This window comes from Bacillus sp. FJAT-29937 (assembly GCF_001509555.1).
In the GTDB taxonomy this organism is placed as follows: Bacteria; Bacillota; Bacilli; order Bacillales; family Cytobacillaceae; genus Cytobacillus.
The window spans coordinates 158,879-181,410 of sequence record NZ_LMAS01000001.1 but is presented as its reverse complement, the minus strand read 5'-3'; the positions used below and the strand labels follow the sequence as shown (position 1 = coordinate 181,410).

The following is a 22,532-nucleotide window of genomic DNA, read 5'->3' as shown; positions in this document are numbered from 1 at the left end:
TTACTAGTTTCGTTTGGACTGTTTTTTTATAGATTTATCGCAATTTGTAGTAGAATCTATCTAGAAAAAAACGCACCGAAGAGCATCTAACTAGATATGCGATTATTTTATTCGATTTCGTTTATAGGGGAATTTCCAATCGTTCCAGTCTGGCGGATTTTAACGTCAATTTCAACGGTAACCGGCATCTTAGAAAATATTTTTCCCCAATCTTTTTTTACTTTTTTCCAATAAACAGGATCAGATCGGTGGAGTGCTTCTCCAAAACCAAAAACATCAGATTGATACTCTTTTTGGATAACTTCAATTGCAGATTCGATGATTTCCTTTAAGGCTTTTTCACCTTGCTTCTCTAGTTCATAAATAGTTTTCGTTTGTTTTAAGTCGAGGCCGCGGCATTCAACGTCAGCTACATTTCCTTCTACACGAACCTTTACAGATCCTTTTGGTTCTCCATTTTTAACATTTGCTTTTAATTCAGCCTTTGTCCGCTTCACCTCAATCCCTATTTTTCCTCCTTTTGGACATGATATCACTCCGAGGGTGCTTTTCACTTTTCCTGTAGCGTAGTGAACCGCTTTGCTATTATCATCATTTACCCAGCCAATTAGTTTATCATTATCAAAAATCGCCATATCTAGATAATGCAGTTTCGTATTAAGGCCCGTTTTCTCTACATTTTGTAATGACTCTCCTTCTTCCAGATCACCCTTTATCACAATTCCAGTCAATGCCGGGTTAATGCCATCACTCACTAAGTCAGATATTAGTTTATCTAATGTAACCGTCACAGTAGGTGCCCATTCTTTATCCGATGTTTCAAGGGAAGCGAACATTTTATTTGCTGGAATTGTTTCTAAGTGAGTTAAAACTTTTAAAACATCCCCAGCTTTAGAATCTTTTGCTACAACGATATAAAAATCAGTTCGCAGTTCTGGATCCCTTGATAGAAAATCAATTGCCTCACCTATCCCTTCTTTTGCTAAATCTTCACCAAGTACCAGCATTCGCTGATGGGCAAAATATAATTTTCTTGGTGATCTTGTTGTTATTTTCCTAATTGCCTGAAAGATTGTCTCACCTTTCTCTTGATAAACGATTACTGGTGTTTTGCCGCCTCCGCTTCCCTTTTTAGCAATTTCCGCAGGATTTACAACTTGTGCTGTCACCAAATATTGATCTTCTGATTTATCAATACCTAACCCCACGACAATGGCAAGTTGATTTAATTCTCGGCGATTCCAACAGCCAGAAAGTATGATGAGGATACTAATCACGGTAACTATCATAAGAATATTTCGTTTCATTCGCTGACTCCTAACGCTTTCATAATAGTTATATATTCTGCGAAATGTGGAATTTTTAAGCAAATTAAGAGCAACATATTTGTATAGGATTTTATTTCCTATGTTTATCCATTTAGATAAGAATGATAGGAGTCTTATGATGGCTTTATTTAAAAAATCAGCTAAAAAACAAAAAGCAAACAACATGACAGCATCACAAAATAAGAAACAACAAAAACAGCTTCCAAATGATCAATTAAATGAAAGTTTAACTGAAAATATTCAAAAAATAATAACAACGCTTGGCAACAGTGATGATATTATCACTCGTGAGATTCGCATTGGCAAAGAACAAAACATCAAAGCCGGCATCATTTATACAGATGGATTAATCGATAGTACTTCAAATCAAAACTTTATCATGGAATCCCTCATGCTGGATTTGCCAAGCATCAATATTGATGCTGCAGAGTTTGAAGATCTCATTGCTATATTTAAAGAAACTGTGCTTACAGTTGGCGAAATCTCAGATGTAACAAATTTCAGCAGTCTGTTTGAATCTCTTCTATCGGGGCATGTGATACTTTTATTCAATGGATTTTCAAATGGATTGGCAGTTGGAATGAAGGGAGGGAAAGAACGCAGTGTCTCTGAGCCTGTAAATGAAAATTCAATACGAGGGCCTAGGGAAGCCCTAACGGAAAATATTCGAACAAATACCTCATTAATCCGCCGTAAAATAAATAATCAAAACCTTTGGCTAGAGACAAAAAAAATTGGAAAACAGACAAAAACAACTGTGTCATTCATGTATATAAATGGAATTGCCAATGACAAAGTAGTGGAAGAGGTAAGGAGGCGCCTTGATAAAATTAATATTGACAGCCTGTTAGACAGCGCATATATCGAAGAATTAATTCAAGATGAAACATATACACCCTTTCCAACCATTTATCATTCAGAACGTCCTGATGTAGTTGCGGCCAGTCTATTAGAAGGACGTATTGCCATCCTTGTCGACGGAACTCCTTATGTACTATTAGTCCCTGCCTTATTCGTACAATTTCTGCATGCTCCAGACGATTATTATAACAGGGCTGATATAGTGACTCTTATTCGGATCCTTCGGTTTGTCGGGTTTTTTATCGCTTTGTTAGGCCCCTCCTTGTATATCGCGATTACAACTTTTCATCAAGAGATGCTGCCTACACAATTATTGATCGGATTGGCAGCTCAAAGAGAAGGTGTTCCCTTTCCAGCTTTCGTTGAAGCGTTAATGATGGAAGTTACCTTTGAAATATTACGGGAATCTGGATTGCGACTGCCAAAGGCGATTGGTCAAGCTGTATCGATTGTCGGAACTTTAGTGATTGGAACTGCAGCTGTGGAAGCTGGGATTGTTTCAGCTGCCATGGTTATTGTCGTCTCGATTACAGCTATTTCCAGCTTTATTGTCAGTTCATATAATTTGTCTATATCTATTAGAATGCTGCGCTTTCCTTTCATGGCATTAGCAGCTTCATTCGGCTTATTCGGCATCATAATAGGATTAATTGCCCTTACCCTACATTTATGCAGTTTAAGATCATTTGGAGTTCCTTTTATGTCTCCATTTGGTCCATTTATTAAAGAAGATCAAAAGGATGCTATTTTACGCTTGCCTAGATGGGGATTATTTGCCCGTCCACGGTTAATTAGTCAAAAGAATATTAAAAGAGAAGAATCTTCAGCTCCAAAGCCGCCAGAGCAAAATGAGTAAATTTGAGGGGAGCCTGCCTATGTTAATGGTTTTAGGGATTCTGGTCATAGCCGGTATGATCCTTGCTATTGATGTGCCTTATCTTAAAAAAAATAAGTTAAAAAAAGAAAGCTTTGTATTTTCAATTCTGCTTCTAATTGGTGTTGGATTAAGCATCGCCTATAATTTACATCTCCACATTCCAAACCCTTTACAAGGGCTTGCTGTAATTTTTAAACCATTTAGCGATTATGTTATTGAACTGCTGAAATGAATCTAGGTGATAACGATGCTTGAAAAGGGAAAAATATCAGTTCGGCAATTTAGGGTGTTAGTCATATTTTTTACGATAGGGACGAGTATTTTAGTAACCCCATCAATCTTAGCTTCTTATGCCCGGCAAGACGCATGGATTGCAGTTATGATTAGTATAGGTGCTGGGCTATTAATTGTATGGTTGTTTACTGCGATTGCTGGCTTTTACCCTAATCTGAACTTTGTTCAAGTTAATGAAAAAGTTCTTGGAAAATGGCTTGGAAAAATAATTTCTCTGTTGTTTCTTACATTGCCCTTCATCTATACGGTAGAACTTTTATATTATTCGGGAACTTTCATTACAGTAAACCTCATGACAGAAACACCGATAGCAGTGCTGCATATTATGTTAGCTTTAATTTTAGTAATGGCAGTACGTCTCGGACTGGAAATATTTTCACGCACTGCGGAAATTAACATAATAGCCTTTAATATGCTTTTTTTGATTTTACTATTTGTTACACCGCAAATAAAGATAGAGTATATCCAACCTGTAATGGAGAACGGTATAAAACCTTTGTTTCTCCCAGTTTTACATTTGGTTGATGTAAGCTATTTCAATGCGGTGGTGTTATTGATGATATACCCAGCCTATGTAAATCAGCCGAAAGAAGCGCAAAAATCATTTTTTATTGGTACGTTAATAGGAGGATTTGTCGTTCTTGTTATTACAATGTTATCTACAATGGTTCTTGGTGTAGATACGACTATTAGAAATTTATATCCGGGGTATGCATTAGCAAAAAAAATTAACATTGGTGGTTTTTTGCAGAGAATTGAAGCCATCATAGCGTTTATGTGGATTATGACGACCTATTTTAAAATGCTGATATATTTTTATGCGACTTGTTTAGGACTTGCTCAAGTATTGAATTTAAAGGATTATCGGCCAATCACTCTCCCTTTAGCTATGATCGCCGTCGCTTTTGCTTCAACAATGATTCCAAATGTTGTAGAACAGCAAAATTGGGATAAAGGAGTTAATTTAGTTTTCTCATTAACTGTTGGTGGATTTTTACCTTTATTTATATTCGTCGTCGCATGGATTCGAAAAAAATTAACTAAAGAAAGCACAAAAAATACAATGTGAGTAATGGCCAAATGAGAAAAGAGCCGTTTAAGGCTCTTTTCCAATCCCATATTATGCTTCCGTAACTTCAACTTTCTCCATTACGTCGCCATTTTTCATTTTTAATGCCGTATCCAAACCTGAAGTCACTTTTCCAAAAACGGTATGAACTCCGTTTAAATGTGGCTGAGGCTCGTGAACGATAAAGAATTGGCTTCCTCCCGTATTGCGTCCGGCATGTGCCATTGATAATGAGCCCGCTTCATGCTTATGAGGGTTGCCTTCTGTTTCACAATTGATTGTGTAGCCTGGGCCACCTGTTCCTGTTCCATGCGGGCAGCCCCCTTGACTAACAAATCCAGGGATTACACGGTGGAAAGTAAGTCCATTGTAATAGCCTTCGTTAGCAAGCTTTTCAAAGTTTGCAACTGTTCCAGGTGCTGCTTCTGGATATAATTCAAACTCCACTTTCTCACCATTTTGCATCAATATGTATCCTTTTTTCGACATAAAATCATCTCCTTTGTAAAAATCAATATTAATCATACCATTATTGAATACGTAAATAAAAGTAATTGCAATTTTTTTGTTCAACTAAATAGTTCAATAAAAAGTATTAAGATAAAAATGATTAATCCATAAAATGATACATGCAGAAAAATGGTCGTTAAACCAAATTTAAAATCATCAAGATTTATCCCTCTTCTACGGATTCTAGGCCGCATCATATCACCATCCTTAATCAAATATTATCCAATTCTAACTATTTTGACAATATTCTACCAACGAAAATTAAAAATAATGCAGCAAAATGTCTCTTAATCGAAAAAAACCGGGTTTCCCCGGTTTTTTAGCATTCTATTTATTCATTATGCTTTTCCATTTCTTTTTAAGGAATTCCGCAAATCGATCTAGCTCTTGCATACCATCCATAAACTTTTCTTTCCAAATTGGAAGCTCTTCTTTAATTTTTTCTGCGGAATCCTTAATCGTCTGTTCGACTTCCTGCTGAAACTCTTTTTCGGACATCTTTTCATTTACAGATTTTGCAGAGAAGTCCTCCTTTTCTATATAGGGAATTGAGCTTTCCATAATAGACTTAAATAATGGGACAACGGTTTTGGAGCTGCTGCTTGATAGATAATGCTGCCGATTGGTTTGGTCATAGCCAAGCCAGACTGCCCCAACCAAATTTGGCGTATATCCAACAAACCATTGATCTTTTGTTCCGTTTATATCTTTATAAGGCAGCTGAGTGGATCCTGTTTTTCCAGCCAGCTGGACGCCATTTATTTTTGTTCCTTTTCCTGTTCCAGACTCAACGACATTTAGGAGCATCGATGTCATTTGATTGGCTACGGCTTTTGACGTTACTTTCACTGTTTTCTTCTTTCTTTCAGCAATCACGTTACCTGTCGGACCAACGATCTTTGTTATTAAATGGGCATCTTTTCGTTTTCCTCCGTTTGGAAAAGCAGAATAAGCCTCTGCGAGTTTTAGCGGGGAAATCCCTTTGTGCATCCCGCCCAATGCAATACCTAAATACTCATCTTCTTTTTCTAACGGAATACCGAAGCGTTTGAGCGAATCAATTCCTTTGTCTAATCCAATTTGGTCGAGCAGCCAAACGGCAGGAACGTTTAAAGACTCCTCTAGTGCTTTATACATTGTAACCTCACCTGAATATTTCTTTGATGCATTTTCAGGTCTATATGTTTCAAAGGACATCGGTTCATCCTTAAGCATGGATGTAGCTTGATAGCCTTCTTCAAGTGCAGGAGTGTAAACAGCTAATGGCTTTAAAGTTGATCCGGGCTGTGCTTTAATATGTGTAGCTCTGTTAAAGCCGCGGAATACATAGCTGCCCCTTCCGCCTACAAGTCCTCTAACACCGCCGGAAGCCGGATCTAGAAGAACTGCACCACTTTGAACAAGCACCCCGTTTCGCCCGCGTGGAAATAAATAGTCGCTTTCATAAACCTTTTCGAGCCCTGACTGCAGATTTTGGTCCATTTCCGTATATATTCGGTATCCTCTTGTGAAGATTTCTTCCTGGGTTAATCCGTATTTTTGAATGGCTTCATCTAAGACCGCATCAACGTAATAAGGATACTTTCTTTCGATAAAGCTCCCTTTTCCTTCATTTAATTGGATTGCTTCTGAGATAGCTTTTTCATACTCGTCTCCGCTTATCATGTGATGTTCTTTCATTTTTCCAAGGACAACATTTCTCCGCTCCAATGCCCGGTCATAATTTTTGAACGGATCTAGTGCAGAAGGCGCCTGTAATAATCCAGCTAAAAGTGCTGATTCACTGATAGTTAAGCTACTGGCTCCTTTATTAAAATATTTATTGGCTGCCTGATCAATTCCCCAAGCACCGCTGCCAAAATATACTTGATTCAAGTACATTTGCAGAATTTCGTCCTTTTTGTATTTCTTTTCAATTTCAACAGCAAGGAATAATTCTTCAATTTTTCGTTTATACGTTTTTTCAGATGTGAGCAAAGCGTTTTTCGTAAGCTGCTGGGTAATCGTACTGCCTCCACCTGTTATTCTGCCGGCAAATATATTCTTAAAGAAGGATCGGGCTATTCCCTTCACATCAAACCCATTATGCTTGTAAAATCGTTCATCCTCAATCGCAACAACTGCGTTTTTGACATAGTCAGGAATTTCCTCAATGGCAATTCCTTCTGAACGATTCGTTGCCAAGCTGCTTGCGACGTCCTCATTTTTATCGTATATAACTGTTGATTGCTTTAAACCTTCCTTTAACGTTTCAACATTTGCGGTTACCGCTATAAAGGCAAAGAATAGGATCGTTCCTAATACGAAGGTTAATATAGCTAACATGGCTATTTGCGTTATATGCTTATTACGCCAAAATCGTCTAATTGCTTCCCATAATGGTTGTAATTTTTCCATTATATCTCCCTACTTATTGCGGATATGCTATTTTCTTAGCTTCAAATATTATACAAATTTAATGCCTAATTCGCAAAGATTATCCTTTTCATAGGGATTGCCAATGTCGATGAAACATGATATAGTATATCTTGCGATGAGCTAATTGCGTAAGACGGATTGACACTCCAAATCTGGAATGCACGATGTGGCGTGCAGTCAACCGCCGCAATACGTAAAAGGATGCCAACTTGGGCATCCTTTTTTCTATGTAAAAACTAAATAGTCGTTGGATTCATTGAACAAGCCTTGATGTACGAAGTAATCACAAGCTCAGAGAAATGAAGCCAACGACATTTACATTCTAGGTTGGGAGAAACACTCATAAACGCTTTTATTTAATAGTAAAATTCTTTTCCATATAGGCCCAGTTTTGCGGAAATGGGAGGCTTAATTGCCAATAAGTTAGCCCTAATAAATGATATTGATCGATCAGTTTATACTTTTCAGCAAAGCTCCGAATATCATCAAACCATACGATATGCCTTTCGGATCCTTTCCAATAAGTAAAGTTTGGTGTAGAAGAGATGAGGTCATAATTAATATGAGCACCTGTTGAAATCGCTAAATTTTGTGAACTTAAAAGAGAACGCGCCTTCGTCAAGTTGTCAATTCCTCTCCAATCATAACCATATAAAGGCAAAGCCATTTGCAGTTTTTGCGGGTTGATCAGGCTGCTGGAATATTGAATGACATCCTCTATCCACCATTTTGGTGAAACTGGATCTGGCGGGCCTGTTGGATACCCATAATCGATCGTCATAACCGCAACAATATCTGCCGATGCCCCAATGGCTGAATAATCATATGCGCCAACTATCCGATTTTGCGGAAGATCTGCTGTTTTTGCATGGACATTTACATGGAGAATTAAAGAGCCCAGTGCTGTTTTTAATTCATTGAGAAAGGTATTAAAATCTTGTCTCCTCGGCGGTGGAATAAACTCAAAATCAATGCTTACTCCTCCATATCCCTTCGTCTTTATAAAATTCATCAAACTATTAATTAAATTCTTCCGATAGCTGGAATTTTCTAGTACTTGACCAATTAACTCCGGACTAAATTTCTGATTTGCAAAATTTCTGATCATCAATAAAGGAGTAACGTCTAATCTTTTACTCTCTTCAACTACTTGTGTATCATCTACGGTTAAATAGGTGTATCCCTCATCTGTGAGTGAATAAGAGACGATAGCTAAATAAGAAATCTCTTTAGCTACTTCGTTTAAAATGGGGATAAAGGATTGTGGAGAGAACGGGATAATGAATCCTAGTGTTTGCATTGATAATTTCAAAGGAGAGGGTATATTTATTTTTTGTCCGATTTTTAGGTTGCTTGGCTGAATACCGGGATTTGCCGATAGGATAGCATTTATGTTTGTTCTATATTTCTGTACCAATCCCCACAATGAATCGCCTCTAGCGATAATTTTAGATCTAATGGGTAATGCTTGATCAGGGATGTAAAGGGCTAAACCGGGAATAATGATTCCATTAGCTTGTAGCCCGTTTACATCGAGTATCGATTGTATAGGAACATTATATCGATTTGAAATTGCCCATAGTGAGTCTCCTCTTTGGACGATGTGAATAGACATTATTTACACACCTCCTAAATTTATTACCTGTAACTATCATATGGTGTTTTTCCATTTAATTAGTACAAATAATATACATAAAAATAAGCCATTATGGCTAAGCGGATTTCTTCATAGGGGATCTTGACATGGAAAAACACTCCATGGCGGAGTGTTTTTGGATGCATTTAATTTGGTAGACCTATACTTGGAGACCATAATTCCTGCATAAAGCTGCAAGTCCTCCGGAAAAGCCGCTGCCGATGGCACTAAATTTCCAGTCATTGCCGTGACGATATAATTCACAAATAACTACTGCCGTTTCAATCGAGAAATCTTCACCTAAATCGAAGCGCAATAATTCTTGATTATTAGCATCATCAACTAATCTTACAAAAGCGTTTGAAACTTGACCAAAGTTTTGCTGTCTAGACTCAGCATCATGAATCGTCACCGTAATGCCAATTCGATGAACGTGGGAAGGGATTTTAGTGAAATCAACGACAAGCTGCTCATCATCCCCATCCCCTTCTCCTGTACGGTTATCACCTGTATGAACGACAGATCCGCTTGGATGTTGAAGGTTGTTATAAAAAACAAAGTCGAGATCATTTTGGCAGCGATTATTTGCATCTACTAAAAAGGCAGAAGCGTCTAAATCAAAATCTTGTCCGCCATGATATTTATTTGTATCCCAGCCAAGTCCAATGATCGCTTTTGTTAAACCAGGATTTGTTTTTGTTAGGTCAATTCTTTGTCCTTTTGCCAATTGAATTCCCATCATAAAACCTCCCTGAAATAAAATGTTTATTCAATTGGGATTTAGAAAATAATTTCTATTCCCTTAGGTTTGTGCTATTTAGCCAACCTGTAATCCGAAGTCAGTCGCAATTCTTGCTAGACCGCCTTGGTAACCTGAACCAACAGCAGAGAATTTCCATTCACCATTATGACGGTATAATTCCCCAACTACAATCGCTGTTTCAATTGAAAAATCTTCTCCTAAGTCATAGCGAATAACCTCTTCATTAGTTGCTTCATTGACAATTCTTGCAAACGCATTGGAAACTTGTCCAAAATTCTGCCCACGGCTTTCAGCATCATGGATCGTAATAACAAATGAAATTTTTTCAATGTTTGCTGGAACAGCGCTTAAGTCCACTTTTACTTGCTCATCATCGCCGTCCCCTTCACCTGTGCGGTTATCTCCAGTATGTACAACAGACCCATTGCCGCCTTCTAGTTGATTATAAAAAATAAAGTCTTTATCAGAGGCACATTTACCCGATGCATCAAGCAAAAACACGCTTGCATCTAAATCAAAAGCTTGTCCCCCGTCATATTTATTTGTGTCCCAGCCAAGGCCAACAATAACCTTTGACAGACCAGGATTTGTTTTTGTTAAATCTACTTTTTGACCTTTTGATAAAGAAATAGCCATTTAACTATCATCCCTTCACTCTAAAAATTATTAGAACTTCCTGCTGGAGGAAGATTCATCCAAAGAATAAAACTTCATTTAATAATATATTATAACCCTTTCTTACCTAGTGTATCTTCTACGCATAAAAACGTAAACCAATAAAACTTATAGATGTTCATTTTAATTGTACTAAATACAAAGGGCACTGACTACTTTAATATAATTAAATTTTCCATTTTTGTAAATTCAGAGGGGTCATCATTTCATGGATTCCAGTGGCTATGATTCCTATCCCATAGATTATCGCCCATTCTAGCCACCCTTCTTCTGTTTCCTACATAGCATATTAATAATGCTGTTTGTATAATAGCAGGAAATTAAAGGAGTGTTTTTCTTGGGTTTATACACAAATAGTCAGGTAGTACCCAATCTGTTTAATAAAAAGCAACAGCTAGAAACTCAGTCTAATCAAGAATCCTTTCGCCTGAATTATCTTCAAGAGGTTCTTCAGGAGCAGAAATTGGTTAATCACCAGTTGACTGAAACGTATGAGAAAATGGATTTCCAAATATCCGAATCTTTAAAGGGCATTAATCATAATATCGAGCGCACAGCATCAAAACATAATTACGACCTTGTCAGATTGATAGATCGATTGGAGGAACAGGATACCGTGATCCTTCAGTTCTTAGAAGCTATGAAATCTCAGGAAACCGCTAACCAGATTATTATCGAACGATTGAATGAGCTTGAAGGAAGAAATGCTGTCATATTGGAAAGCCTGAAGAAAGAAAGCTTAATTAATCAGGCTGTTCTTGACCAAGTGTCATTTCAGCATGCGACGGCTGAAGCATTAACTGGGAAAATTGACCAATTCGAATCATTTTCAAATGATTTAACAAACCAATTAACGAAACAGGAAAACGTGTATGAAGAATTATCACAAAAGCTTGAGGTACATGAAGTATTTCATAAAACCGTAATGGAACGGCTGGACGAACAAGAGGCAATCGCTCAAAAAATCTTGAGGCAGCTTGAAAATCTGCGTTCCTCTTTATATGAAAGAACGTCCTACTTAAGTGAGAAAATAGAATCAGGATTTAAGCAATTGCTGAAACCGGTCCAAAGCTATTTCATCAAATCCGGTGAGAAGGATAAAAACAAAAATTAAAGGAAGGTGCTAAACCTTCCTTTTCAATTCATTTACAAACTAACCACGGGTAATTCAATAGTAAATGTTGTTCCTTTATTTAGTTCACTTTCAATATTGACTTTCCCCCCATGACTTTCAATGATTTGAAAGCTCACCATCAGTCCAAGTCCATTTCCTTTTTTCTTTGTTGTGTAAAATGGCTCGCCAATTTTCTTTAGTTGTTCTGGTAAAATACCAGTTCCTGTATCCGTAATTGAGATACTTACATATTCATTATTTTTATCCATATTTAAGATTAGATTTCCGCCATCTGGCATAGCCTCAATAGAGTTTTTAATAAAATTAATAAAAACTTGTTTTAAACGATACTGATCACAATGAATAAATATTGGATCGTCATTGCATTCAACATGCAGATGAATTTGTTTACTTCTTATTTCAAGCTCAAATAAAGATAAAACATCCTTCATAATGGGAATAAGGTTTTTTTCTTTAAGTTCAACCGTTTTAGGTTTTGCAAGAAGCATAAAATCCTCGACTATATGATCCACACGTTCAATTTCATCTAGAATTATATCGAAATACTCCAGCCGCTCTTTATTCGTTTCATCCATTTGAAGAAATTCAGTATACCCTTTCATAGAAGTGAGTGGATTACGAATTTCATGAGCCACACCTGCTGCAAGCTGCCCAACGGCAGCTAGTTTATCTTGACGATGAAGAATCTCTTTCGTTTTCTTCGTTTCGGTAATGTCATTTCGAATGGACAAATATTGATACGGTTTACCATCTTCATCTACGAACGGAATAATCGTTGTATCCACCCAATATAAAGATCCATCCTTTGCCGAATTTCTAATTTCACCCTTCCATACCTCTCCTCGTCTAATCGTTGTCCAAAGCTGTCTGAAAAAATCTTTGGAATGATGTCCGGAATTTACGATTGAATGGCTTCGTCCGATAAGCTCGTCCCTATCGTACTTGGAAATCTCACAAAACTTATCATTAACATTCGTAATAATGCCTCTTTTGTCTGTGAAGGCAATAATGGAAGATTGATCAAGGGCAAATTTAATATCACGCAAATAATGATCACTGTCAGCTAATCTTTTGCCGACAACAGTTCTTGACCCAATTAGCCCGCTTAAAATTAGTAAAGTAATAAAAAAAACAAAATAAATAATATATGATTTAGGACTAGATTCAGCCTGGTAAACATTTTCCCCAAAAACACTAGAAAATGTTCTTAAAAGCAATAAATATCCTTCAATAATGGCAGCTGTTATAATAACAGCACTAACTGGCTTAATCCAGATTTCATTAAAAGGCGACAGTCCCTTCATGAAGAACAACATCCATAAAGAAAGGGCAAATGAGCTATAAATTAGGATGATTGAAATAATAAATAATACTGGATAAAATTGAACACTCATGCTCATTGCATATAACCCAGTGCTATGAATAGATAAAACCGCGACAGTCATAAAGAAACTGCTGATCCACAATTGCCTTCGTTTAATTTCCTTATCTATAATTCCGTAAAACGCGATGCCTGTAAAAACAATCCCTGAAAGCAACGATAATATAGTAATAAGCACATGATAATTACTTGACCCATTAATATTGACGGCAAGCATGCCGATAAAATTCATGATCCATAAACCAACACCAAGCGAAAACGTTCCCCCTAGAAATAAAAATTTTCGATTGCGTTCTGCATTTTGAACGAGTGAAAATAAATCTAAACCTGTATAGGAACAAATAAATGTTAGGATTATGGCCACAAAAATTAACATCGGATTCATAATATTAAAAATCTGCAGCATATACATCTCCCTCTTATTCTTAAGGGTTTATTATTTGGAAAAAACATATTCATTCATACTTTTTGATTGTAATCTAATTCAATATTGGTTGAAAGAGAAATCTTAATTTAGCTTAAATAAAATGAAAAAGAAAAACCTTCTAAATTTTCAAAAAAGGGCTACACATTTAAATTTAAATTGTGTATACTGTTATATAACAAGGTGATATATAAAATTCTGTATTATAAAAAGGAGTGGGATCATGTTACATCATAAAGTGGAGTCTTTAAAAGTTGCGTCAAGAAGTATTTGTCAAGAATGCGGGCAAAAAATTAATGAGTATACTGATTCATATTTAATGGAATGTGATCGCTGTTTATCAAAAAAGGCTGAATAATAGCCAAAAAGAAAAGCTATGGAAAATCGGAGATCCATAGCTTTTTCTATTGACAATTTACCGCATTAGTAAATATATCCGTTTCCATTGACAATGAATAAGAAGCCATGAACTTTCAAAACTTATGATTAATGAAAGATAACAGCAAACTTACAAAGGGGTGTTATAGATGGAGAAAAGCGATGCAAAAGGAAGACAAGCCTTAGATAACGCGCTAAAGGCGGAAAACTCCCTTAAACATAATAATTATCCGAGTGACTCAATTGATGAACATCGGGCTGTTGAAATGGGCAATATTTTATTAGCGGCGAAGGAATTAGGCCAACAAAACGAGAATTCGTAAAAAATAAGACTGTCCGAATTTTTTCAGCAGTCTTATGCTCGTTATTTATTCAATTTGCGGTAATTCCCTCATTTCAGGGGATGTATCCTGTCCACATAAAGGACATTTAAGGTCAGCTGATGCAAATTCCTTTCGCATCCAGCCATTACAGCTTGTACAAGCATAAACTTCTGTGTCTAACATAACAACCTCTGGTTTATCATCTTGACCTCTTCTATTGAAAAATATAACAAACGCCCCCTTTTTTTCTAGTATGGACAAAAAGAGGGAAATTATCCTGTCAAAAAGTTTAATCCAAATTCTTTCATTCAGGAGGATTTCAACCGTGGATAACGAAAAATCAATGAAAAAATATACAGCAGCTGGAACTGATATTGAAGAAGTTAAACGGCTGAACAGTCAATCAGGCCTTTCCTATAACGAAGTGAAAAGAATGCTTGCCAGAAAATTTATGAACAAATATAGTGAATAAGTCAAAAAAGAAGTTGCGGCTTATAGCAACTTCTTTTTCATGAATTACATTAATTCTTGGCTGCGGAAAAGGTTGCATGGCCCTTCTCCTCTTTCAACAGCCATATATTAAGGATAATACCCAAGAGGCTTAATACACTAAAAAATAAGTATAAACTGTAAATATTAAATTCCTCATAGATAATCCCGCCGACAAATGTACAAAACCAGTTCCCTATGCCGTTTCCAAAAGCCGAATATAAAGTTATAGCAGTTGCAGTAATATGAACAGGCGTGATATCCCTTATGTATTGAATCCCAGCAGGAATGAATAAACCGATTGAAAAGCCTTGGATAACTGCTGTTGCGTAAATTACCCAAAGACTTGGCTCCGTAAAATACAACAGCCACCTAATTAAGGAAACAGTCCCGGCAAGTGCAGCAACCTGCAATAATCCAAAACGGCTGATCCAGCTGCCTGCAACTCTCATAAACGGTATTTCAGACAATACTGCGATCAAAAAAGCAATTCCTATTCCCGTATAGGTTCCCCCGCGATTTTCAATAAAAAGGCCAAAATAATTATTATTTGCGAGATTAGGCCCAAAAATCAAAAAGGTAATGCCGAGGAAAATGAGAAACCTTTTATGGACAAGGATTTCCTTAACGCCGGAAAGCAAGTTTTGATTTTTCGATACATTTTCTGAAGGCATTTTCAAAGCTAGTATGCTAGCGATTAATAATGAAGCAAAAAAGGAAATAAAAATAATTTTTGGATTCCATTCAGACAGCCTTCCCATAATAAAAACCGCAATCCCAAATCCTAGGGATCCAAACAATCGGATATTCCCATAATTCACTTTGACCTTGCTTGAATATTTGATTGATAAACTATCTGATATCGGAATAATCGCACTTTGGAAGATGGCTACACAAGTAGCAATAATGAAGATCCAGTAGTAGCCGCTAAAAGTCATATAGCCTAGTGCAAAGATCCCTGCAATAAATGTTGTGGCTGTAAGAATTTTAATCGGTGCATTAAGCTTATCCGAAACCATCCCCCATAATGGCTGAAAAAATATCATAATGATAGGGCTAATAGACATGATCGTCCCGATTTGATAGCCATTTAAATGTTCAACTTCACTTAAATAAACACTGAGCAAAGGATATAAGCTTCCCACGCCAAAAAAAGTTAACAAGTAAAAACCTTGCATAGATAAAATATTTCTTTTTATTTGTTTATTCATTTTTGGAAACCTCTTTATTTAATAGATAAGCAAGATATATTGTATCACTTACTTTATCCATTTAGTAAAAAATCGGTAAACGTCGAATAATGTCAGAATATTTCTAATGTTTATAGTTGATTATTAAACTATTATATTGTTACCATAGATTTGTGGGTGTTTGCAAAGAGTTTCTACCCTGCCCATGGCATCATGAAATACATAGATTACCATTCTAAGGAGGAGTTTTATGAGCCAATTAACTGTTAATTTATTAGAGAAGGTAGAAAAATTCTTAAGCGGTAAAAAACATTTGTATATTAATGGAGAATTTGTTGAAAGCAAGTCTCAAAAAACATTTGAAACATATAATCCTGCTACTGGAGAGGTTCTTGCAAACGTTTTCGAAGCAGGTCCAGAAGATATCGATCTAGCTGTGAAGGCTGCTAGAAAGGCGTTTGATGAAGGCCCATGGTCTAAGATGAGCGCTTCCAAAAGAAGCAGACTAATGTATAAGCTTGCAGATTTAATGGAAGAAAATGCGGCTGAATTAGCTCAATTAGAAACATTAGATAATGGAAAGCCAATTCGTGAAACAACGAATGCTGACATTCCCCTTGCAGTTGAGCATATGCGCTATTATGCAGGCTGGTCAACGAAAATTGTTGGTCAAACCATTCCAGTAAATGGTCCATTCTTCAATTATACACGTCATGAGGCGGTGGGAGTTGTCGGCCAAATTATTCCATGGAACTTCCCTCTTCTAATGGCTATGTGGAAGATGGGAGCGGCACTTGCTACAGGCTGTACAATCGTACTGAAGCCAGCTGAACAAACGCCGCTTTCAGCCTTATATTTAGCAGAATTAGTTCAAGAAGCAGGCTTCCCTCCTGGCGTCATTAATATTGTGGCAGGTTTTGGCGAAACAGCTGGCCAGCCGCTTGTTGATCACCCGCTAGTTGACAAAATTGCATTCACCGGCTCTACTGAAGTTGGAAAAATGATTATGGAAAGAGCTTCGAAAACGTTAAAGAGAGTTACTCTTGAACTAGGCGGAAAATCACCTAACATCATTTTACCTGATGCGGATTTATCAAAAGCCATTCCTGGTGCATTAAATGGGGTGATGTTTAACCAAGGACAGGTTTGCTGTGCTGGTTCCCGCGTATTTATTCAGAAGAAACATTTTGACAATGTAGTGGCAGACATGGCAAGCCATGCGAAGAATATTAAGCAAGGTGCAGGTCTTCATGCTGATACAGAGATCGGTCCACTTGTATCGATTGAACAGCAAAATCGTGTACTAAGCTATATCGAAAAGGGTTTAAGTGAAGGGGCACAGCTTGTTGTTGGCGGTGAAAAGCCACAAGAGCAAGGCTACTTTGTCTCCCCTACCATATTCGCAGATGTTAGTGATGATATGACAATTGCGAAAGAAGAGATTTTCGGACCTGTTATTTCTGCCCTGCCATATGATGATCTTGATGAATTAATTAATCGTGCAAATAGCAGTGAATACGGCCTTGCAGCAGGTGTTTGGACTCGTGATGTGGCGAATGCACATTATATCGCCAATAAGCTGCGTGCTGGTACAGTTTGGGTAAACTGCTACAATGCGTTTGATGCCGCTTCTCCGTTTGGCGGATACAAGCAATCTGGTATTGGCCGGGAAATGGGATCCTACGCATTAAATAACTACACTGAAGTGAAGAGTGTTTGGATTTCAATGAAATAAAACTCGCTTATTGAGCCAAAGGAATCGATATCCTTTGGCTTTTTCAATTGTTTAAAATAAATCCTCCCACCCTATATCATATGTTCACATATTATCCATAGGATTTATCTCACATTTTCATTATTCTTATAAAGGGAGGGGAAACAATGAAAAAACTATATATTATTTGCGGAATTGTTGTGATTTTAGGAATCTCAGCTGGAATTTCTTTTTTTATTATCCGAGATGTGACATCTAAAATACCAGATGACATTACACTTGTAACGATGCATGAAGAAAAGTATGCGTTTTCAGAATCAAATAAAAAGCTGAAGCTGGTCGAATTTATGTATACCCACTGCCCTGATATTTGTCCTACTACTACGCAGAAAATGAAATTTTTGAAAAAGGATTTAGAAAAAGCGGGTGTTTTTGGGGAAAAGGTTGAGTTTTTGACGATTTCGATTGACCCTTATCGAGATACGCCTGAAAAAATGGCCAAATACATGAAAACCTTCGAAATTGAAGATGACGGGAATTGGATTCTCCTGACAGGGGATCAGAACAATATTAAAGAGGATCAGGAGGAAATAAAAGAGCTTGCTGGCACTTTTCAATTCCAGTACAGAGATCCCGGCGATGGTTTCTATGTCCATAGTACCTTTGTCTATTTAATTGATGAAAATAATAAATTTATTAAGAGATTTCCAATGGGCGAAGAGTTTGACGAAAAGGCAATCTTCAACAAAATTATGAAAGAAATATAAATAAAAGGAAAAAACGTTAAACGTCATCTTGTTTAACGTTTTTTCCTTTATTAAGGTATGTTTGATGGTTAGTTTGGGCTTGATGATAGTCTTTTGTTTTGTGGGAAAGCAATAATCATTTTTGATCTTGGTTTTGTAAAGCTTACATTAATCCCTGCTTTTTTCAGACGATTTACTAAATCAACAAGTTGTTTTTTGGCCACAATAAAAACTCCTTTATCCTGCCTGTATATGTTTTATTGTACATGATAAATATGAAAAAACTATGAACAACTATGAAAAGTCGAAAAATTTTATCATAGAGTTTTGCTGAAATGATCTACTTTATGTATTCTATAATTTATGCTCATTTCCTGTATTTTTTCGTAAATTAATTTATTTTTTTTCTTGTCAAAACCGCCTTGTTTATTGAAGATATTAGCGATTGTTCAAAAAAGGTGGTATAATTTCATAGATTATGTTTTCTGGAGGAATTTTGATAAATGATAACAGTTAGTAATGTAAGTCTTCGTTATGGAGATCGTAAACTATTTGAAGACGTTAATATTAAATTTACACCTGGCAATTGCTACGGATTAATCGGAGCAAATGGCGCAGGTAAGTCGACTTTTTTAAAGATTTTATCTGGGGAAATCGAATCACAAACAGGAACCGTCCATTTAGGTCCTGGCGAGCGTTTAGCCGTATTAAAGCAAAACCACTTTGAATATGAAGAGTTTGAAGCCTTAAAGGTTGTCATCATGGGACATGCAAGACTATATGAGGTCATGCAGGAAAAAGATGCCATCTACATGAAGGCTGACTTTACAGATGAAGATGGCATGAAAGCTGCAGAGCTTGAAGGTGAATTTGCTGAGCTTAATGGCTGGGAAGCAGAATCTGAAGCAGCGATTCTTTTAAAAGGATTAGGCATTGGTGAAGAGCTTCACGAGAAAAAAATGGCTGACCTGTCTGGTTCCGAAAAAGTAAAAGTATTGCTTGCCCAAGCTTTATTTGGTAAACCAGATGTTCTCCTTTTGGACGAGCCGACGAACCATTTGGACATTAAAGCGATTCAGTGGCTGGAAGAGTTCCTAATTAACTTTGAAAATACTGTCATTGTCGTATCCCATGACCGTCATTTCTTAAATAAAGTATGTACGCATATTGCTGACCTCGATTTCAGTAAGATCCAAATTTATGTCGGAAACTATGATTTCTGGTATGAATCAAGCCAGCTTGCTCTTCGTATGGCTTCGGATCAAAACAAAAAGAAAGAAGAAAAAATTAAAGAGCTGCAAGCCTTTATTGCCCGTTTTAGTGCAAACGCATCTAAATCAAAGCAGGCTACTTCCCGTAAGAAGCTCCTTGATAAGATTTCTTTAGATGATATAAAGCCATCTTCAAGACGTTATCCGTATGTTGGATTTACACCAGAGCGAGAAATTGGCAATGATTTGCTTCGGGTTGAAGGAATCAGCAAGACTATTGATGGTGTGAAGATTCTAGATAATGTTAGTTTCATTATGAATAAAGACGACAAGATTGCTCTTGTAGGCACGAATGAAATTGCGAAGACAACGCTTTTCAAGATTTTAATGGGTGAACTTGAAGCTGACAGCGGCTCCTATAAATGGGGAGTAACAACTTCACAGGCTTATTTTCCAAAGGACAACTCTGAGTTCTTTGAAAATAGTGATTTAAACCTTGTTGACTGGCTTCGTCAGTTCTCCCCTAATGATCAAAGTGAAAGCTTCTTAAGAGGATTTCTTGGCAGAATGCTTTTCTCAGGCGAAGAAGTGTTAAAAAAAGCAAGTGTTCTTTCTGGAGGAGAAAAAGTTCGCTGCATGCTGTCAAAAATGATGTTAAGCGGTGCGAACGTATTAATGCTTGATGAGCCAACAAACCATCTAGATTTAGAATCAATTACAGCTTTAAATAATGGTTTAATTAATTACAAGGGCTCTATCATTTTCTCATCTCATGACCATCAGTTTATTCAAACGATTGCAAACAGAATCATTGAATTGACACCAAATGGTTATGTTGATAAGCAAATGACATACGATGAGTACTTAGACAACGCTGAATTACAAAAGCAAGTTGCTGAAATGTACAAATAAAATAATGAAAAGGATGGAAGCCTAAATTTCGAGGCTCCATCCTTTTCTTATGCCTATGTAACCATCTTATTTTTTCTTTTTGTGAATGGTTGAATCCGATGTTCTTTCACCTGTTTCGATATTGGTTGTTCCCTGCCCCTTCACTTCCGGGGAGCTTAGTCCAGCCTTAGATGGGTCCTTTTTTCTTTTCGACATAATAATCTCACCTCCCTTCTTACTGTTTCTTCTCTCCTGCATAATTATTCCCAAAAACGACAGAATAAAAATCAGGTAAGAAAGCCAATCTATCAACGGAGGAGGTGTAATATATAATGAAAAAAATTGCGGTAGAACAATCGTTAACAAATGTTTCTGATGCACTTCGTGAAAAGGGATATGATGTAGTCGACTTAAAGTCTGCTGCTGATGCAGAAAATTGTTCAGCATGTGTAGTAACGGGAATGGACAATAACTTTATGGGCATGCAAGACATCGCTACGAAAGCCCCTGTTATTGAGGCAAGCGGACTGTCAGCAGATGAAGTTTGCCAGCAGGTTGAGCAGAGAATACAATAATTAAATGAGATAAACAAAGCGCGGAAAATTGAATTCCGCGTTTTGTTTTTCCCATTAATGAAATGTTCAGCCTCCACTGCTCTCCATTTCCTGCTTTTTTATATAGTTATTAATTGTAAGATTTACTATAATTGAATTATACATATAATAGAGTGAGGGATTGAAAAACATGGGAGGTACATTTTTTAAGGTTTTAATTATTTGTTTTCTAGTAATATTAGGAGGCTGTACCTCTGATAAGGAAGCTGATCAGTCTAATAGTAATAGCCAGGAGAATATTGAGCTTACAATTTCTGCAGCTGCTAGTTTAGAAGATGCCTTTAAAGAAATAAAACCGCTTTTTGAAGCAGAACATAAAAATATTAAATTATTCTTTAACTTCGGTGGCTCAGGGGCTTTGCAAAAGCAAATTATCCAAGGCGCGCCTGTAGACCTATTCTTTTCAGCAGCTGAGGATAAATATGATGAGCTGGTTGAAAAAGGGATCATTGATGAAAACCAAGGTATTGATAAGCTAGCAAATACGCTTGTCTTAATCATACCAAAAGAATCAAAAAATTCGATAGAAGGATTTAATAATTTGGCTAATTTGGGAAATGGAAAATTAGCTTTAGGGACACCAGAGGCTGTACCAGCCGGAAATTATGGGAAACAAACACTTGAACATTTAGGATTATGGGATCAAGTACAAGGAAACATCGTATTTGCAAAAGATGTAAGACAAGTATTAACTTATGTAGAAACAGGTAATGTCGATGCAGGTCTTGTTTATAAGACAGATGCTTTAACATCTGATAAAGTGAAAGTTGTTGCGGAGGCAAGTTCAGAGAGCCATGACCCGATTATATACCCTGTTGGCATGATTAAAAATACAAAACATATGAAGGAAACTGAGCTTTTTTATCAATTTCTTCAAGATAAGAAAACTGCTGAGGTATTCGTTAAATATGGATTTAATGTATTGGATTGATTTCTATGAATGAATTATTTCTATCACCAGTTCAACTTTCTATTAAAGTATCATTCATTTCTTTACTTTTTGTATTCGTAGTGGGAACATTGCTGGCAAAATTTATGTTGGAAAAAAACTTTAAGGGAAAAGTAATAGTGGAAACGATGTTTATGCTTCCACTTGTCCTCCCTCCAACCGTTATTGGCTTTTTATTAATTATTATTTTCGGAAATTCTAGTCCTGTTGGCAAATGGATTCAATTGATCTTTAATCATCCCATTATGTTTACTTGGTGGGCTGCCGTTATTGCATCATCTATTGTTGCCCTTCCGCTCATGTATCAATCTGCGAAAACAGGTTTTTCTGAAGTTGACCGTGGGATTAAAGAGGCTGCTAGAGTGGATGGAGCTGGAGAATGGACTATTTTTTTCCTCATTACGATCCCCCTTGCTTATAAATCTTTAATAACTGGGGCAATATTAAGCTTCGCAAGGGCACTTGGAGAATTTGGCGCCACGCTTATGTTTGCCGGAAATATTCCCGGTAAGACGCAAACGATGTCAACTGCTATTTATATGTCTATCGAATCAGGAAATATGAACCTTGCATGGGCTCTTGTAGGGACAATGATTGTCATTTCCTTCATCATGTTATTGCTTGTTTCGTTTTTCAAATAAGAAAAGCGACAAACG

24 protein-coding genes are annotated in these 22,532 nt (G+C 36.7%); 13 read left to right on the top strand and 11 right to left on the bottom strand.

Going from position 1 to position 22,532, the window contains the following annotated elements:
* Positions 1-107: 107 nt before the first annotated feature.
* Entirely contained in the window at positions 108-1,307 is a 1,200-nt protein-coding gene (locus AR328_RS00845) for a Ger(x)C family spore germination protein (protein WP_066288005.1), read from the bottom strand.
* Between the two features lie 139 nt (positions 1,308-1,446).
* Between AR328_RS00845 and AR328_RS00840 the strand changes: the two genes are divergently transcribed.
* Genes AR328_RS00840 through AR328_RS00830 form a run of 3 tightly spaced genes read left to right on the top strand, consistent with a single transcriptional unit; the run spans position 1,447 to position 4,429 of the window.
* Positions 1,447-3,045, top strand: coding sequence for a spore germination protein (locus AR328_RS00840; RefSeq protein ID WP_066288003.1), 1,599 nt, complete (start codon positions 1,447-1,449; stop codon positions 3,043-3,045).
* Positions 3,046-3,064: 19 nt separating this feature from the next.
* Entirely contained in the window at positions 3,065-3,298 is a 234-nt protein-coding gene (locus AR328_RS00835; RefSeq protein WP_066288000.1) for a hypothetical protein, read from the top strand.
* 15 nt (positions 3,299-3,313) lie between these two features.
* Positions 3,314-4,429, top strand: a complete 1,116-nt coding sequence (locus tag AR328_RS00830; RefSeq protein WP_066287997.1) for a GerAB/ArcD/ProY family transporter — start codon at positions 3,314-3,316, stop codon at positions 4,427-4,429.
* Positions 4,430-4,480: 51 nt separating this feature from the next.
* Here the strand turns inward: AR328_RS00830 and AR328_RS00825 are convergent, their stop codons facing one another.
* The 5 genes from AR328_RS00825 to AR328_RS00805 form a co-directional block, all read right to left on the bottom strand.
* Entirely contained in the window at positions 4,481-4,918 is a 438-nt protein-coding gene (locus AR328_RS00825; RefSeq protein ID WP_066287995.1) for a peptidylprolyl isomerase, read from the bottom strand.
* A gap of 348 nt (positions 4,919-5,266) precedes the next feature.
* Positions 5,267-7,336, bottom strand: a complete 2,070-nt coding sequence (locus AR328_RS00820; protein WP_066287991.1) for a transglycosylase domain-containing protein — start codon at positions 7,334-7,336, stop codon at positions 5,267-5,269.
* A gap of 373 nt (positions 7,337-7,709) precedes the next feature.
* A complete protein-coding gene (locus AR328_RS00815; RefSeq protein WP_066287989.1) occupies positions 7,710-8,972 on the bottom strand; it encodes a LysM peptidoglycan-binding domain-containing protein in 1,263 nt (420 codons plus the stop codon).
* Positions 8,973-9,153: 181 nt separating this feature from the next.
* Positions 9,154-9,732 carry a TerD family protein gene (locus tag AR328_RS00810; protein WP_066287987.1) on the bottom strand — a complete coding sequence of 193 codons (579 nt, stop codon included), beginning with the start codon at positions 9,730-9,732 and terminating at the stop codon, positions 9,154-9,156.
* 78 nt (positions 9,733-9,810) lie between these two features.
* On the bottom strand, positions 9,811-10,392 hold the full coding sequence (locus AR328_RS00805; RefSeq protein WP_066287982.1) for a TerD family protein: 582 nt from the start codon (positions 10,390-10,392) through the stop codon (positions 9,811-9,813).
* Between the two features lie 376 nt (positions 10,393-10,768).
* Here AR328_RS00805 and AR328_RS00800 point away from each other — a divergent pair, with 376 nt between their 5' ends.
* On the top strand, positions 10,769-11,545 hold the full coding sequence (locus AR328_RS00800) for a hypothetical protein (protein ID WP_066287979.1): 777 nt from the start codon (positions 10,769-10,771) through the stop codon (positions 11,543-11,545).
* 32 nt (positions 11,546-11,577) lie between these two features.
* On the opposite strand, the gene AR328_RS00795 is transcribed toward AR328_RS00800, so the two are convergent.
* Positions 11,578-13,353: an ATP-binding protein gene (locus AR328_RS00795; RefSeq protein ID WP_066287977.1), complete on the bottom strand. Its 1,776-nt coding sequence runs from the start codon at positions 13,351-13,353 to the stop codon at positions 11,578-11,580.
* A gap of 241 nt (positions 13,354-13,594) precedes the next feature.
* On the opposite strand from AR328_RS00795, the gene yhfH reads away from it, so the two are divergent.
* A complete protein-coding gene (yhfH, locus tag AR328_RS23420) occupies positions 13,595-13,729 on the top strand; it encodes a protein YhfH (RefSeq protein ID WP_082677089.1) in 135 nt (44 codons plus the stop codon).
* A gap of 169 nt (positions 13,730-13,898) precedes the next feature.
* On the top strand, positions 13,899-14,072 hold the full coding sequence (locus tag AR328_RS22435; RefSeq protein WP_156422627.1) for a hypothetical protein: 174 nt from the start codon (positions 13,899-13,901) through the stop codon (positions 14,070-14,072).
* A 45-nt stretch (positions 14,073-14,117) separates the two neighbouring features.
* On the opposite strand, the gene AR328_RS23230 is transcribed toward AR328_RS22435, so the two are convergent.
* Positions 14,118-14,333, bottom strand: a complete 216-nt coding sequence (locus tag AR328_RS23230; RefSeq protein WP_269433490.1) for a cold-inducible protein YdjO-related protein — start codon at positions 14,331-14,333, stop codon at positions 14,118-14,120.
* 64 nt (positions 14,334-14,397) lie between these two features.
* Between AR328_RS23230 and AR328_RS22430 the strand changes: the two genes are divergently transcribed.
* Positions 14,398-14,544, top strand: coding sequence for a hypothetical protein (locus AR328_RS22430; RefSeq protein WP_156422626.1), 147 nt, complete (start codon positions 14,398-14,400; stop codon positions 14,542-14,544).
* A 49-nt stretch (positions 14,545-14,593) separates the two neighbouring features.
* Here the strand turns inward: AR328_RS22430 and AR328_RS00780 are convergent, their stop codons facing one another.
* On the bottom strand, positions 14,594-15,772 hold the full coding sequence (locus AR328_RS00780) for an MFS transporter (RefSeq protein WP_066287973.1): 1,179 nt from the start codon (positions 15,770-15,772) through the stop codon (positions 14,594-14,596).
* Between the two features lie 229 nt (positions 15,773-16,001).
* On the opposite strand from AR328_RS00780, the gene AR328_RS00775 reads away from it, so the two are divergent.
* Both AR328_RS00775 and AR328_RS00770 read left to right on the top strand, forming a co-directional pair.
* Positions 16,002-17,486, top strand: coding sequence for an aldehyde dehydrogenase family protein (locus AR328_RS00775; protein WP_066287970.1), 1,485 nt, complete (start codon positions 16,002-16,004; stop codon positions 17,484-17,486).
* Positions 17,487-17,632: 146 nt separating this feature from the next.
* Entirely contained in the window at positions 17,633-18,232 is a 600-nt protein-coding gene (locus AR328_RS00770) for an SCO family protein (RefSeq protein ID WP_066287966.1), read from the top strand.
* Between the two features lie 68 nt (positions 18,233-18,300).
* Here the strand turns inward: AR328_RS00770 and AR328_RS23225 are convergent, their stop codons facing one another.
* Positions 18,301-18,435, bottom strand: a complete 135-nt coding sequence (locus AR328_RS23225) for a hypothetical protein (protein ID WP_269433489.1) — start codon at positions 18,433-18,435, stop codon at positions 18,301-18,303.
* Positions 18,436-18,714: 279 nt separating this feature from the next.
* On the opposite strand from AR328_RS23225, the gene AR328_RS00765 reads away from it, so the two are divergent.
* Positions 18,715-20,334, top strand: a complete 1,620-nt coding sequence (locus AR328_RS00765) for an ABC-F family ATP-binding cassette domain-containing protein (RefSeq protein WP_066287961.1) — start codon at positions 18,715-18,717, stop codon at positions 20,332-20,334.
* 66 nt (positions 20,335-20,400) lie between these two features.
* Here AR328_RS00765 and AR328_RS22050 read toward each other — a convergent pair whose 3' ends face one another.
* Positions 20,401-20,529 carry a YuzL family protein gene (locus tag AR328_RS22050; RefSeq protein WP_082677088.1) on the bottom strand — a complete coding sequence of 43 codons (129 nt, stop codon included), beginning with the start codon at positions 20,527-20,529 and terminating at the stop codon, positions 20,401-20,403.
* Positions 20,530-20,645: 116 nt separating this feature from the next.
* Between AR328_RS22050 and AR328_RS00760 the strand changes: the two genes are divergently transcribed.
* From AR328_RS00760 to modB, 3 genes are all read left to right on the top strand, one after another.
* A complete protein-coding gene (locus tag AR328_RS00760) occupies positions 20,646-20,888 on the top strand; it encodes a YkuS family protein (protein ID WP_197414395.1) in 243 nt (80 codons plus the stop codon).
* 169 nt (positions 20,889-21,057) lie between these two features.
* The gene (gene modA, locus AR328_RS00755) at positions 21,058-21,858 is read left to right on the top strand and encodes a molybdate ABC transporter substrate-binding protein (RefSeq protein WP_066287949.1); all 801 of its coding nucleotides are present in this window, start codon (positions 21,058-21,060) and stop codon (positions 21,856-21,858) included.
* A gap of 5 nt (positions 21,859-21,863) precedes the next feature.
* Positions 21,864-22,517 carry a molybdate ABC transporter permease subunit gene (gene modB / locus AR328_RS00750; RefSeq protein ID WP_066287945.1) on the top strand — a complete coding sequence of 218 codons (654 nt, stop codon included), beginning with the start codon at positions 21,864-21,866 and terminating at the stop codon, positions 22,515-22,517.
* Positions 22,518-22,532: the final 15 nt, after the last annotated feature.